Origin of the sequence: Legionella sp. PC997, assembly GCF_014109825.1 — a bacterium.
Taxonomy (GTDB): domain Bacteria; phylum Pseudomonadota; class Gammaproteobacteria; order Legionellales; family Legionellaceae; genus Legionella.
On sequence record NZ_CP059576.1, the window covers coordinates 748,851 to 763,770 of the forward strand.

Here is a 14,920-nt window from a genome sequence, read left to right on the forward strand (position 1 = left end):
ATCTACAGTATCTATAACACTAATTGGATTTAGATTGCTTCTTTAGGGTTACAAAACCTTACAATTATAAACCTTGATACTGCAACATACCAGTAGTTTTTCATCGCTTTTTTCTGAACACCTTCTTTACAAGATTTTAGCACATTATGAACAACTCCAAGAGTTGGGGTTAATACCAATTGCAAAGCAATAAACTTATTCAAGCTAAATACCACTTCAAATATGGCGTTCTTTTAACATTTCTTGTAATTTTATTCGTTCTATTTCACTCAATCCTTGCTGACGTGATTTATTAATCAACTGACGTATGGTTAATTCGCGATTTTGCTTTTGTAAAAAAAGCATAATATCGATAAATTCTTTAACTAATTCTGGTTCTGGAACCAGATGTTCCCAAGCTGCTAGCTTGTTCATGGAGCCAAAGTAAGGATGATCACGCCAGGATTCAATAAGGGTTGCGGTAGTCGCCTGTGGATTGTTTGCCAATTGCTGTAACACCTGCAAGAGGATCTCATGTTCTTGCGGATCGAAAAGCTCAAGGTTGATTTTGGGTTTAATCTGAGCATAAATTTCTGGATGTTGGAGTAGCAATGCCACCGCGATACGCATCGGCGTACGCGCAATAGTCATCACCTGTTCCTGTTGAGGGGTTTTAGACTCCTCAGTAATTAATTGATTCAGTCGATGCGTTTCGATATGGGTTAAACGTGCCAAATCTTCAATGAGCAATTGTTTGTATGACCCTTCATCCATCTTTTGTAAGAACGGCTTGGCCAAATTAATGAGTTGCGTTTTTCCTGAGGGGCGAAGTAGATTGAGATCTTTGGCTAAGCTGTCAAAAAGAAAACGATGTAATGGGGTGGCTTGATTGATACGATTTAAAAAATTTTCTTTGCCTTCCTGGCGAACCAAGCTGTCCGGATCCTGACTATCTGGCAAAAACATAAAACTGGCATCGAGCCCTAAGTTCAAATGAGACAGGCTGCTTTCTAGCGCGCGCCATGCGGCTTGTCTTCCTGCATTATCCCCATCAAAACAAAAAATCAGTGATTTGGTGTGTTTGGCCAGCAGCTGAATATGATAAGTACTGGTTGCTGTGCCTAAGGTGGCTACTGCATTCATAATTCCGTGTTGGGCTAAAGCAATCACATCCATATAGCCTTCAACCACAATGATGTATTCAATGGTCTTTTGCTGGCTTAGAATTTGATGCAAGCCATATAATTCCCTGCTTTTTTGAAAAATCACCGTTTCAGGAGAATTGAGGTATTTGGGTTTTTGGTCCTTATCGAGGACGCGTCCGCCAAAGCCTATAATTCGCCCATGGCGGTCATGAATGGGGAACATGATCCGGTTACGATACCGATCATAGATTTTTCCATCATCGTTTTTAATCAACATCCCAGTAGTCAGAAGTTCGCGTTGATTGCGAGGAAACGCTTTTTCGAGGTTATGCCAACCTTCGCTTGCATAACCTAACTGGTACAGCTTTGCAATTTCTCCGCTTAAACCTCTTCCTCGCAAATAATCAATTGCCGGTTGCCCTTCATGTTTTAATTTTTTTTGATAATAAAGACTGACATTCGCCAGGAGTTTATAAAGATCCTGAGAGGAATTATTTTTCTCGTTTTGTTTGTCTCGAGGAATAGTTAAACCCACGCGGGTAGCTAGAGTTTCAACTGCATCAACAAATCCCTGATTAAGGTAATTCATGACAAAGCTGATCGCATTGCCTGATGCACCACAGCCAAAGCAGTGATAAAACTGTTTTTTAGCAACAACGTTAAACGAAGGGGATTTTTCGTTATGAAAAGGACAGCAGGCAATATGACTGTTCCCTCTTTTTTTCAAGGGAACATAGCTGTCAATTAGTTCAACCAGATCCGTTCGGTGGAGGAGATCATCAATGAATGGCTGCGGGATTAAGCCAGACATGTTGCTCCTTAGCTTAATTGGGCCTTAATCATGGCACTAACATGAGCCATATCAGCACGTCCTTGCAAGCTAGGCTTTAAGATTGCCATTACTTTACCCATGTCAGCCATTTTTTCAGCTCCAGTTGAAGCAATAGCATCTTGAACCATTTGTTTTATTTCTGCTTCAGATAAAGGCTCTGGTAAATATTTTTTAATAATATCCAATTCAAATTGTTCTTGGGCAACTAAATCATTACGATTCGCTTTTTCGTATTGCGCTATAGATTCTTTGCGTTGTTTGCTCATTTTATCCAGAATTACCAACATACGCTCATCATCCACTTCAATGCGCTCGTCCACTTCGACTTGTTTTACTGCTGCAGTAATTAAACGAAGTGTAGATAAAAGCTCTTTATCCTTAGCCCGCATTGCATCTTTGACATCGTTATTGAGACGTTCTTTAATTGTCATTTGTTATTCCTTAAAATCTAACGAGCAGCTCGCCCTAATTCTGGAACGGCTTTCTGGCTCATCTTGAACAAACCGAACCGTTTCTCAAGATTTTTATATATTTTGAAAAGCTAAAGGCCACTAGATACGACATCATAATCATAATTATTTGTGACTATGCGCTGTATATGTGGCCTTAGTAAAAAATACAGGACAGAGAATCCTATTTACGTCGGCGTTTTCCGCCTTGTTGTTTTGCTGTCATATCACGAGAAATTTTCTTCAGATGACGTTTTACCGCTGCTGCTTGTTTGCGTTTACGCTCAGCAGTTGGTTTTTCATAAAATTCACGACGGCGTAATTCGGTTAAAATACCGGCTTTTTCACAAGAGCGCTTGAAACGGCGCAATGCATATTCTGGATTTTCGCCTTCTTTGACGCGAACGGTAGGCATTAAACTAGTCCTCTGGTTATTTGATCTTAATAGGTGGGCAATTCTAGTGCTAGTTGAAGCACTCGTCAAGTTTTAAGTAGATAAATTTTATTTTTAACTCAGTTAGAGCTCTTTTGAAACTCAGGGGAAAGAGGGATCGTTTCGTCGAAAAGGTGCTTAAATATGTGATACAATGGTTGAATTTTTTTATCAGGCTCTAATTTATGTTGGTTTTAGGTATTGAATCCTCCTGTGATGAAACCGGAGTAGCGATTTACGATTCAGAGGCAGGTTTATTAGCGCATGCCTTGCATTCGCAAATCGATACTCATCGTGTGCATGGCGGGGTAGTTCCAGAGCTGGCTTCACGTGATCATATTAATTATTTGGTGCCTTTGCTTGATAAAGTATTACAACAAGCAGGGCTAGATAAAACAGCACTGGATGGAGTTGCTTATACTGCGGGTCCGGGTTTAATTGGCGCATTATTAGTTGGATCCTGTTTTGCCAAAAGTCTGGCTTATGCCTTACACATTCCTGCTTTAGCCATTCATCATTTAGAAGCCCATCTCTTGGCCGCAAAAATGGAAACGCCTTCCCTCGAATTTCCCTTTATTGCCCTTTTAGTTTCTGGCGGTCATTGTCAATTGGTTGAAGTCAAGGAACTGGGGGATTATCGAATCCTCGGCGATACTTTAGATGATGCTGTGGGCGAAGCTTTTGATAAAACGGCCAAACTGATGGGAATTCCTTATCCAGGAGGGCCGGTACTTGCCGCTTTGGCGGATCAATGCGAATCCACTCCTTATCGATTTCCGCGTCCAATGACGGACAGGCCTGGTCTTGATTTTAGTTTCAGTGGCTTAAAAACCTTTGCATTAAATACCTGGAACCAAAGTACTAAAGATGAGCGTGCCTGTGCTGAGATTGCCAAAGCATTTCAGCAAGCAGTGGTTGATACCCTAATGATTAAATGCAAACGAGCCGTCCAGGAGTCGGGATGCAAACGATTAGTGGTTGCTGGGGGAGTCGGTGCAAATAAAGCCTTACGCTTGGGCTTGCGTGAATGGATTGAGAGCATTGGGGGTATGATTTATTTTCCGGCTTTAGAATATTGTACCGATAATGGCGCTATGATTGCTTATGCGGGATGTTTGCGGATGTTACGTGGAGAAAAAGATTCAAGTCTGGGTGTTGATGTAAGAGCAAGATGGCCTTTAGCTTGATATTGTCCTGGTCTACCTAATGTAAATTAGGAGAGAGAAGAAGTGGTATCAAATAATAATAATTTATTGAATACCACGTGTGTTAATGAGTCGAACTATATTAATATGGACAGGAAAAATAAGATGAGATCTCTTGTTTCTCAATACTCTCACCCTCGTCACCTAGGCCCTGGGAGAGATCTCTAATTTTGCTAGATTCCATATGAAAGAGTTTTCTTGCAGCATCAATAAATAGTGCCCACCAACCTCTAGTGTCTAATAGTTTTTTTGCTTGTGCGCTGCCATAATTAATTCCGCAATTGGTTACGGTCGCTTTCGCTAATACTTTATCTTCATGTGCTCTTAAATCGACATCTATAGTCATCAACGCTTGATAAACGTATGGCTTTTCACCGTTTGGGTCATCCGGAGAAATTTTAAATCGCTCTGCCCCCCCAATTACAAATAAAGCTTTTTGAGTTACTACTTCTTGGAGAATGAATCCTTTTTCAGTGGTAATGAAATTGAGCGCTCTTTTTTGGCAAACAGGGTCGGATATCGTATCTGGATCTATTGCAGGCACTGTGATTTGAGGTTTACTTTTTTGACGCTCAGGGTTGTTGAAAAATGTTGTTCCAACAATTCCTTTTTTATTAATAACACCGAAAGCGTGATCGGCAGCGGTAGTGGCGGGGCGAAGCCCTCCTTCGCTCAAGAGAATCATTACTTGGTGAAGAGCATCCTCTTGCTGTTGCTTAGGCATACGAGATACAAGATGCTTCTCAAAAAAATCTCTTAGTTCTTTCTTTGAAGTAAAATAACTTCCATCATTATATTTTGCAAATTTTCGGTCGTTTTTGAGTAACTGCTCTAAGCTCATACCGTCAATTGTAATTGAGGCGTGCTCGGTAAATCTGGACCAATCTATAGTTTCAGATCTTGGTTTTATTTCAAACTCATGAAAAGGGCTGGCTGTTGTTGTATCAAAAGAATAATACTCTTCCTTCGGGTTCTTTTCGAACACATAGTTTTGATCTTTATATGCCATAAGCCACCCACAAAATTTGAACTTACTGGGTGTTATTATACACAAGTGAAGAACTAATGTACATATTGTTGCTTGCTTGAGTTTGATTTATTAACTAAATGAATGTTCTATTCTAATTAATAAAAGGGCGGGGGTTAGCCGTATATTAATTATAGATATGGGTACAGAATCTATACCCTTATAGTTTGGCTAAAAATTAAAGAAAATTTCTAGATTAAAGCAACTAAACTTGTGGTAATTGCTGAAATACAACGCCTTTCGATAAATTAGTTATTCTTTCTTTTCTTTCTTTATTTTAGGTTTTACAGGGGCGGATTTTTTAGCCGCTTTGGTTTTCTGTTCGGGTTCCTCAGTTTTTTTAGAAGTTGTTTTTTTTACTTTAGGTTTAGTCACCACAGTTTCAGTGATAATAACTTCTTCTACTTCAATGACTGTCTCTGTAGGTATGGTTTCATTTTTGGTGGAGGTAGGGGCGGGCTCCGTTTTGCCCTCCATCATGCTGTCCAGAACATCATTTTTCAATTTTATTTTCGGTTCTTTCTTATCAATAAGACGAATAATATTCTCTTTATGCTTGTAAAGAATTAAGAGCGCCATAATGAAAATGGGGGGAAAAATATCCAGGCGTTGAATCAACAGTAGGGAATAAAATGGAGCGAAACCAACTGCAGTTATGGATGCTAAAGAGGAATAGCGTGAAAATTTGGCAACCAGCAACCACGTTGCTGCCACTAAAATACCCACCAAAAACTGGAAGCCTAAGAGTGCGCCAATTGCTGTTGCAACTCCTTTTCCTCCTTTGAAGCCGAAGAAAACAGGGTACATATGACCAATAACAGCAGCTAGAGCGGTAAATCCAATGGTTACTGGGTCAGCACCTAAGAGTTTGGCAATGAGTACTGGAATAGTACCTTTGAGAAGGTCGGCCACCATAACCAAAGCCGCATATTGTTTTCCGGCAATGCGTAATACATTGGTGGCACCGGGATTTTTTGAACCCTCTGTACGTGGATCAGGTAAGGAGCAAGCCCTGCAAACAATCACCGCCGAACAGATAGATCCCATTAAATAAGCAAGAACTACCAAAAATATGAATAACATCACCGATTGCTCCTTATCCGGAAAGTAACTTATTATTAATTAATCTTTATTGGGTAGCAAGTACTTGTGCCGTAACTTGAATTTTGAACTTGAAACGCGTTATCCGAGTTTAGATACGCTGCATACAGGCTACAATTTTTATTATAAAAATAATGCTTGTAAGTCATTGGTATAACGTCTGCCAAAAGCCGTGACTTGCCAATGAGCATCGGTTAGCGTGATGAGTTTTTTTTGTTCGGCTATTTTGAGCTTAGGGAGTAAAGCGCTCAGTGGTCTTCCTGTAGTCTGGGTGAACAGTTCTAATGGAATCGGTTGTTCTAGGCGGGTGGTGTTGAGCATAAACTCAAATAGCAGATCTTGGGGTGTCACTATATCCCTACTGGCCAAAAAAGGTTTATTTGAGTCGAGATATTCTTTAGGTTGACGATGCTTACGTGTTCTTAGGATACCTTCTGAGGTTGTTATTTTGCCATGAGCTCCGGCCCCTATACCTAAGTAATCCCCAAATAACCAGTAATTCAAGTTATGCCGAGCTTGTCGAGTAGATTGCGCAAATGCAGAAATTTCATAGCGTTCAAAACCAGATTCCTTAAGTAAGGCGAATCCTTCTTCTTCTAAGTGCCAAGCATCATCTTCGGAAGGTAAGGGAGGTTTTTCTTTGTAAAATACCGTATTTGGTTCTATGGTTAACTGGTACCAAGACAAATGTTCGGGTTGATGGGCAATCGCCGTCTTTAAATCTTCGATTCCTTGGGCTACGCTTTGCTTGGGTAAACCATGCATAATATCCAGATTTAGATTGTTAAATCCGGCATTTCGTGCGGATTCGATGGCCCGATGCGCCTGTTGGGCATCATGAATACGGCCCAAAGTATTTAAATGTTCCGGATTGAAGCTTTGAATCCCTAAGGATAGTCGATTAATCCCAATGTGTCGGTACTCAGTAAAGCGTTGTTGCTCTACAGTGCCAGGATTGGCTTCCAGAGTAATTTCAATATCTTCAGCAAAGGATAAAAGCCGTCTTAATTCGGTAAATAAGGTATCGTATGCTTGTGCGGAAAAAAGGCTAGGAGTGCCACCGCCAATAAAAATAGAGCAAATTTCACCTGCTTCAAAATGTTCCAGATCAGTTTTTAAGTCAGCAATAAGTGCCTGGACATAATTTTGTTCCGGTAAACTCTCAGGACTTTTATGGGAATTAAAATCGCAATAAGGGCACTTGCGAATGCACCATGGAATATGAATATACAACGATAAAGGGATCATTACTCTCTTTAAGACTGGCTTGTTTGGGAATGCAATAGTATCATGTTGCGAGTTTTCTAACAAAAAATGTAATCATGCAAGTTGCTTTCTTTCCTGCTTAGCGAGAGAGAATTTGTGTTGATTACCGCTAAATAAGAGGAAATCACATGGCAAATAAACGAGTTAGAGTGGCTGTTACTGGAGCAGCTGGACAAATTGGTTATGCATTATTGTTTCGAATCGCTTCTGGACAAATGTTTGGTGCAAACACTGAAGTAGAATTAAATTTACTTGAGCTAGAAGCAGCACTGCCTTCTCTAGAAGGGGTTGCAATGGAACTGGATGATTGTGCCTTTCCTTTATTGAAGCGTGTGGTTTGTACTTCCGAATTGAATAAGGCAATGGATGGAGTGAATTGGGCTTTGTTGGTTGGCTCTGTACCTCGCAAGCAAGGTATGGAACGTTCTGACTTATTGCAAATTAACGGAGGCATATTCACCAAGCAAGGGCAAGCAATTAATGATTACGCAAGTGATGATGTACGTGTCTTTGTGGTGGGTAATCCATGCAATACCAACTGCTTGATCGCAATGAATAATGCGAAAGACATCCCAAATGATCGTTTTTATGCTATGACCAGTTTGGATGAATTAAGAGCACGCAGTCAATTGGCTAAGAAAGCTGGGGTTGATATTACCGCAATCACTGAAATGACCATTTGGGGTAACCATTCTTCTACCCAATATCCTGATTTTTATAATGCGAAAATTAATGGCGTTTCTGCAGCTAAAGTGATTGATGAGTCTTGGTTAAAAGACACATTTGTTTCTACTGTACAACAACGGGGTGCTGCAGTAATTAAAGCGCGCGGTTCTTCTTCTGCTGCCTCAGCTGCCAATGCCGTGATTACTGGTGTTAATCGTTTAGTGACTGATACTCCTGCTGGTGAATCATTCTCTATGTGCCGTAGCTCTCAAGGCGAATATGGGGTTGATGAAGGTTTAATATTCTCATTCCCATGCCGACGTGAAAACGGAGAATTGAAGGTTGTAGAAGGCTTAAGCTTCAATGACTATGGTCGTGATATGTTCCACAAAACCTTAGATGAGTTAAAGCAAGAGCATGATACAGTAAAAGATTTAGGTTTGCTGGGTTAAGAATAGTTTTTTAATGCTGTTTGAATGATGCAAAATTCTTGTCTATATGTCATTCCCGCGAAGGCGGGAAATGACATATGATTTTTTTCAACAAAACTCCCTAAGAAGAGTTGTTGACATAAAAATCAAATCTAGGGAAAAATTCTTTCTCAACAATTAATAAAATCGTAGTTATAGATGTATCTCTCAACCTAAATGCCGTTATTTCAAACAAATCGAGGTTTAAATTCCTCGTGTTCTACTACTGAAGGGTGCTCTTGACGGTTTTTATATTCTTCACTTTGATATATTTGGAACAATTCTGAGCCATCCAAAACTTCTTTGGCTTTAGAATTACGTAAAAGCGTAGAAATAGAACGTCCATTGGATAATATTCCATTCAATTTATCCACCAGCTGTTCTACCTGTACTAAAGGATTGGGATGGTCCTGTAGCATATCAGGCAAATATTTAATTATTGCTTTGGCAATTTGTTCATCAGTTAAGTAAAAAATTAAGCGTGTACTCGCTATTTGAATGAACTTCTCTTTAGACTCCATAATCAAATGCAATAAAAATTCTGGCTCTTTTTGTAAGTGAGAAATGAGTCTTTGACTAAACCCAAGCTGATCTCGGTGAGCGATTAATTTGGTATGTAAGCTTGATTCTTGCTGAGCATGAATTTTTTCGTACATGGCGTTTAACCATGGGACAAAGTCAACATCTTGTTGTGTGTCGTTAAATTGGAACCTTTGGGATCTTTTAGGATGAGCAAGATACTTATCCCAGTTTATAGCTGGCATTTGATGTTGTGCAGCCAAAGAATCAATTGAATCTTTTATAGGTGCAAAATTAATACGCCATTTTTCTAAATGGTGTAACGTTGCACCTAAAGCTTTTACCAGCTCAACAAATGTTGCTTTTTCATCAGGCTGATAACGTTCTATCGCATCCTTTAGTTGCTGAATTTCGGGATAAGTATATTTTCCGTTTCTCATTGGTATTAAATGAAAAACAGATTTAACAGCTTCTATTAAAGCAGAAAAAGGGTCATCCATATTCTTCCTCAGCAGGAGCAGGCCCTTTTATAAAGGTAGTTTATAAAAAAAGAAAATGCCAAGCTTTTTTACATATTGCCAGCAATAAAGGTTGATTTTCCAAAAAATGCTCTGAAAATCCAATATTTTTATTGCATTGCAGCATATTTTGTACTTAATTTCGGCATATTTCCAAACTTCAAAAGATATAAGTACCTGGAGCCTATGAGGTGATTGTTTAGATTAATTCTGATACAATAAGTTCTTTATTTTTTCTGGGGTGGTGAGGTATGCAGTCTTTAAAAATAAACTGTATCATGATTATTGCCATTGTTTTATGGGCTTCAGCATACGTTGGAATACGCATTGGATTGACTGGTTATTCCCCAGGCGCACTTGCTCTTTTACGCTTTATGGTCGCTTCACTCTGTATGATGGTTATCTACTACGGTCTAGGAATCAAAAAACGAGTACTATGGAAAGATCGTCTTCAATTACTGCTTGCCGGCATGGCGGGCATTGGAATTTATAATATTTGTTTGAATTATGGAGAGTTGAGTGTCTCTGCGGGCATAGCCAGTTTTGTCATGGGTTTAATGCCGGCAATGACCATTCTTTTATCCCTGGTTTTTTTACGCGAGAAACTGGCGCGTGGGGTTTGGTTCGGGATTATAATTAGTCTATTGGGTTTGGCTTTATTAACGATTGGTGAGAACACAGAACCTGGAATACAACAAGGTATCACGGCGATTTTGGTTTCTGCTTTAATGGGCGCAATTTTAACGATTATTCAGAAGCGATTCGTGAGTGTTTATCATCCGGTTGCGATTATTGCCTGGGTAATGTGGGGAGGAACCTTATTGTTATCTATATTTCTTCCCGATATGCTGCAGCAAATTAGGATAGCTGAGGTGCAAACTACAGCCGCGGTTGTGTATATGGGTATTTTCCCAGCCACTCTGGCTTATTTAGCATGGGGTTATGTATTAAAATACTTATCGGCCTCCAATGCATCCATCTCTTTATATGCTCTACCCATAGTATCTACATTAATGGGATTTCTTTTGTTAAACGAACAACCTTCATTACTTTCTCTTGTGGGTTGCAGTGTTACTTTACTCGGTGCTTTTATTGCCAATCGTTTTCAAATGCGACTTACTTTTACTCAAGAAAGACAATTACCTAATTAGTCTAGGTGAAGGCATAGTTCGGTAACCTGATTCGGCAAGCTTGCATAGCATAAATTACACTTCAATGCCCTAGGCTATAGAGACTATTAAGTTTCTTATTTATTCTCTGTGAAAAGAGACGAACAGGGTTTATACTCTTGATTTTGATGTTATTTTGTGAGAATGCTCATGGAATTGAGAATTGATAATACGCCCTTTAAAGCTTTATTTCAGCCCTTAGATTTAGGTTTCACTCAATTAAAAAATCGATTGTTGATGGGATCTATGCATACCGGCCTTGAAGAAGATAAAGAGAGTCTGAATCGTTTAGCACAATTTTATCGAGAAAGAGCGCTTGGAGGAGTTGGACTTATCACAACAGGGGGATTTGCTCCCGATCGTGCTGGGCGTTTAGCTCCGTTTGCTGCCAAACTAACGAACAGCAAAGAGCAGAGTCGACATGAATTAATCACTCATACAGTACATGAAGCAGGCGGTAAAATCCTCCTGCAAGCCTTGCATGCAGGCCGCTATGGCTTTCATCCATTTATTGTTGCTCCCAGCGGTATCAAATCACCTATTAGCCCTTTTAAACCCTGGGTAATGAGTCAATATCGCATAAAAAAAACCATCAAACATTTTGCTCGTTGTGCGCGTCTTGCTCAAATGGCCGGTTATGACGGTATTGAGATTATGGGCAGTGAAGGGTACTTAATTAATCAATTTATTGTGACACACACCAATCAGCGTCAGGATGAATGGGGTGGAAGTTATACAAATCGTATTCGCTTTCCTGTTGAAGTAGTTCGGAGTGTACGAGAAGCGGTAGGCGAAAAGTTTATTATTATTTTTCGTCTATCAATGCTTGATTTGATTGCTGATGGTAGTAATTGGGAAGAGGTGGTCATCCTTGCCAAAGCGATTGAAGAAGCAGGTGCTACCTTGATTAATACAGGTATAGGTTGGCATGAAGCACGCATTCCAACGATCGCTACTATGGTACCTGCAGCAGCATTTACCCATATAACCAAGCATTTGAAACCTGAAATAAAAATTCCGGTGATTACCTCCAATCGCATCAATACCCCTGAATTGGCTAATCAATTAATCGAGTCTGGTGTGGCCGATATGGTTTCAATGGCTAGGCCTTTTTTGGCGGATCCATTGTTTGCTGAAAAAGCCAGAATAGGTGAAAGCGAAGCAATAAATGTATGTATTGCCTGCAACCAGGCATGTCTTGATCGAGTTTTTGTAAACAAAACCGCCTCCTGTTTGGTGAATCCACGCGCATGCAATGAAACGGAATTGATTTATGAGGTCACTGCAAAACCAAAATCTATCGCGGTCGTGGGATCGGGGCCTGCCGGGCTTGCTTTTGCCACGGTGGCTGCAGAACGCGGGCATAAAATCACGTTATTTGAAAAAGGCAACCAAATTGGTGGACAATTTAATCTAGCTAAAAAAATTCCAGGTAAGGAAATTTTTCAACAAACTTTGGATTATTTTAATTATCAATTGCAAAAATATAAGGTGACTATCCTGCTCGATACTGAAGCAACAGCCGAGTTATTACAAGATTTTGATGAGGTTGTTTTAGCAAGCGGAATTAAACCACGTGTTCCTGAGATCAAAGGCATTGACCATCCTAAAGTTGTTAGTTACATCGATGTGATTACTGGAAAAAAAGAAGTAGGTCAACGAGTGGCTATTATTGGCGCGGGTGGAATTGGCTTTGATGTGGCCGAATTTTTAACTCATGAGCATCCAGTTCCAAAGGATCAATTTTATAATGAGTGGGGGATTGATATCCAAGGAATATATCGTGGTGGCATCAAGCCTCCGGAAGTAACTCCAAGTCCTCGTGATGTTTATTTGTTACAACGTAAAAAGGAAAAAATGGGCCAACGTCTTGGCAAAACAACAGGCTGGATTCATCGTTTAAGCCTGAAGCATAAGCAAGTCAAAATGATTTCTGGTGTACATTATGAAAGGATTGATGATGAAGGTTTGCATGTAAATATCAATGACAAAGCGCAGATTTTACCCGTAGATACAGTGGTTATATGCGCTGGACAAATCGAATTCGCTGAATTGTATACCCCTTTGAAAGAGGCAGGAAAACTCGTGCATCTAGTGGGAGGTGCCTATAAAGCATTGGAGCTAGATGCACGCCATGCCATAGATCAGGCCTGTCGTTTAGCAGCATTGATCTAATTTAGAGCTTAGGGGCGAAGGGGTAGTCGAGACCAAGAATTTTTTGATAATTCATACAAATTATGGACTGATCTTTTACAAGTAGACTATAATAACAACAGAACAATTAATACGGATTTACCTTAATCAATTCATAAATATAGTGCATTATTTTGTTTATTTTGTTATTATACTGTTCAATTTTTATATCACTTAGCCTATTAGAGGTTATGTTTTAATCGATCAGGATTTTTATGTCTCAAGAAATCACAAGCTTCGCGTCCTTTAATTTTTCAGATGCTTTAAACAAAGCACTAGAGGACATGAAGTTTACTACACCATCTCCAATTCAAGTACAAACAATTCCCTTATTGCTGGAAGGTCGTGATGCGATTGCACTGGCACAAACCGGAACAGGGAAAACTGCAGCCTTCGCTTTGCCTATATTGCAGAATTTATCTCCTAAGGTGCAAGGTACTCAAGCATTGATTTTGGCTCCAACTCGCGAATTAGCAATACAAGTTGCTGAGCAGTTTGAGCTATTAAGTGCGAACCAACGTGGTATTACTGTTGCTGTTTTATGTGGCGGACAAGATTACAGTCGTCAATTAAAGCAATTGAAAGCAGGTGCTCAGGTTGTGGTTGGAACTCCAGGCCGTATTTTAGATCATATCGATAGGCGTACTTTGCAATTAGAGAATTTGCGTACGTTTATTCTGGACGAAGCCGACGAGATGTTGCGTATGGGCTTTATTGAAGATATTGAAACCATTATGGCAAAACTGCCCGAAGAAAAACAAATCGGTCTTTTTTCAGCAACAATGCCACATCGTATACGCCAAATTGCCAATACTTATTTGCACAATCCGGTTTCTATCGAAATACGAACAGAAACGGCAACGGTTAAAAGTATCGAGCAACGCTTTTTATTTGCTTCTGGACATCAAAAACCTGATGCATTATTGCGTGTGCTAGCTGTAGAAGAATATCAAGGGGTTATCGTATTTGTGCGCACTAAAAGCAGCACTGAAGAAGTTGCCGAGTGTTTACAACAACAAGGATTGCGCGCGATGGCCATTCATGGCGATATTACCCAGGCATTACGCGAACGCATTATTGCGCAATTCAGACAAGGTGCAATTGATATCCTGGTAGCAACAGATGTAGCTGCACGGGGTTTGGATGTAGAGCGTGTAACTCATGTAATTAACTATGATTTGCCTCATGATAATGAAACGTACGTGCATCGTATCGGTCGAACAGGGAGAGCTGGACGTTCTGGAGTCGCTGTTTTATTCGTAACACCAAAAGAATCGCGTTTAATTACCAGCATTGAGCGACATACCCGTCAGCGTATTACCAAAGTAGCCGTACCCAATGATCATATGATTCAAGTTGCGCGGCAGGAACGTTTCATGGCCAATATTACTGCACGTTTAGAACATGAAAACTTACCTTCATACAAACGCATCATTGAAGAGTACATTAAAGACCATGAGGTTTCTGCTGTAGATGTTGCTGCAACACTTGCCTTATTACTCCACAAAGATCTTCCTTGGCAAAAGGAACAAGCGTTACCTAAAGCGTCACGTCCTGCTAAAGAGGGACGGGTTGAGCGTGGTGGCAAATTTGAACGTTCTCGGCCAGATGAGCGAAGAGGGGGTTCTAGTGACAAGAAAGGGTTCCGAGACGGTCGTGAACAGCGTAAAAAATTTAATGACGACTTTGTAGAACAAGATTTATTCCGGATTGATGTAGGTAAAGTTCATGGAGTAAAGCCAGGGAATATCGTCGGTGCGATTGCCAACGAGGCGGGTTTACAAAGTAAACAAATCACAGGTCTGAAAATTCATGAAGATCATTCAACAGTACGCTTACCTAAAGGGATGCCTAAAGAGGTCATGAGTGATTTAACCAAAGCCTGGGTTTGTGGGCGCCAATTAAAAATAACCTTGATTGGTAGCGCTTAATAAAGTCGTAAACCGGA

At 40.1% G+C, this 14,920-nt stretch carries 12 protein-coding genes; 5 read left to right on the top strand and 7 right to left on the bottom strand.

Annotation, left to right across the window (positions count from 1 at the left end; genetic code table 11):
- Positions 1–216: 216 nt before the first annotated feature.
- From dnaG to rpsU, 3 genes are all read right to left on the bottom strand, one after another.
- Positions 217–1,935: a DNA primase gene (gene dnaG / locus HBNCFIEN_RS03085; RefSeq protein WP_182392627.1), complete on the bottom strand. Its 1,719-nt coding sequence runs from the start codon at positions 1,933–1,935 to the stop codon at positions 217–219.
- Positions 1,936–1,943: 8 nt separating this feature from the next.
- On the bottom strand, positions 1,944–2,387 hold the full coding sequence (locus HBNCFIEN_RS03090) for a GatB/YqeY domain-containing protein (RefSeq protein WP_182392628.1): 444 nt from the start codon (positions 2,385–2,387) through the stop codon (positions 1,944–1,946).
- Between the two features lie 202 nt (positions 2,388–2,589).
- Positions 2,590–2,820: a 30S ribosomal protein S21 gene (gene rpsU / locus HBNCFIEN_RS03095; protein ID WP_010652681.1), complete on the bottom strand. Its 231-nt coding sequence runs from the start codon at positions 2,818–2,820 to the stop codon at positions 2,590–2,592.
- Positions 2,821–3,023: 203 nt separating this feature from the next.
- On the opposite strand from rpsU, the gene tsaD reads away from it, so the two are divergent.
- A complete protein-coding gene (gene tsaD, locus HBNCFIEN_RS03100) occupies positions 3,024–4,025 on the top strand; it encodes a tRNA (adenosine(37)-N6)-threonylcarbamoyltransferase complex transferase subunit TsaD (protein WP_182392629.1) in 1,002 nt (333 codons plus the stop codon).
- A gap of 100 nt (positions 4,026–4,125) precedes the next feature.
- On the opposite strand, the gene HBNCFIEN_RS03105 is transcribed toward tsaD, so the two are convergent.
- From HBNCFIEN_RS03105 to hemW, 3 genes are all read right to left on the bottom strand, one after another.
- Complete coding sequence (locus HBNCFIEN_RS03105) at positions 4,126–5,052, bottom strand: hypothetical protein (RefSeq protein WP_182392630.1); 927 nt, start codon at positions 5,050–5,052, stop codon at positions 4,126–4,128.
- A gap of 270 nt (positions 5,053–5,322) precedes the next feature.
- On the bottom strand, positions 5,323–6,156 hold the full coding sequence (gene plsY / locus HBNCFIEN_RS03110; RefSeq protein ID WP_182392631.1) for a glycerol-3-phosphate 1-O-acyltransferase PlsY: 834 nt from the start codon (positions 6,154–6,156) through the stop codon (positions 5,323–5,325).
- A gap of 138 nt (positions 6,157–6,294) precedes the next feature.
- Positions 6,295–7,419: a radical SAM family heme chaperone HemW gene (hemW, locus tag HBNCFIEN_RS03115; RefSeq protein ID WP_182392632.1), complete on the bottom strand. Its 1,125-nt coding sequence runs from the start codon at positions 7,417–7,419 to the stop codon at positions 6,295–6,297.
- Between the two features lie 146 nt (positions 7,420–7,565).
- On the opposite strand from hemW, the gene HBNCFIEN_RS03120 reads away from it, so the two are divergent.
- A complete protein-coding gene (locus HBNCFIEN_RS03120; RefSeq protein ID WP_182392633.1) occupies positions 7,566–8,555 on the top strand; it encodes a malate dehydrogenase in 990 nt (329 codons plus the stop codon).
- A 206-nt stretch (positions 8,556–8,761) separates the two neighbouring features.
- Here the strand turns inward: HBNCFIEN_RS03120 and HBNCFIEN_RS03125 are convergent, their stop codons facing one another.
- Positions 8,762–9,592, bottom strand: a complete 831-nt coding sequence (locus tag HBNCFIEN_RS03125; protein WP_182392634.1) for a hypothetical protein — start codon at positions 9,590–9,592, stop codon at positions 8,762–8,764.
- 269 nt (positions 9,593–9,861) lie between these two features.
- On the opposite strand from HBNCFIEN_RS03125, the gene HBNCFIEN_RS03130 reads away from it, so the two are divergent.
- The 3 genes from HBNCFIEN_RS03130 to HBNCFIEN_RS03140 all read left to right on the top strand — a co-directional run bounded on the left by HBNCFIEN_RS03130 (position 9,862) and on the right by HBNCFIEN_RS03140 (position 14,903).
- Positions 9,862–10,761 (top strand): DMT family transporter, encoded by a 900-nt coding sequence (locus HBNCFIEN_RS03130; protein ID WP_182392635.1) that lies wholly within the window; start codon positions 9,862–9,864, stop codon positions 10,759–10,761.
- Positions 10,762–10,929: 168 nt separating this feature from the next.
- The gene (locus HBNCFIEN_RS03135; protein ID WP_182392636.1) at positions 10,930–12,954 is read left to right on the top strand and encodes an FAD-dependent oxidoreductase; all 2,025 of its coding nucleotides are present in this window, start codon (positions 10,930–10,932) and stop codon (positions 12,952–12,954) included.
- A 233-nt stretch (positions 12,955–13,187) separates the two neighbouring features.
- Positions 13,188–14,903: a DEAD/DEAH box helicase gene (locus HBNCFIEN_RS03140; RefSeq protein ID WP_182392637.1), complete on the top strand. Its 1,716-nt coding sequence runs from the start codon at positions 13,188–13,190 to the stop codon at positions 14,901–14,903.
- Positions 14,904–14,920 lie beyond the last annotated feature (17 nt).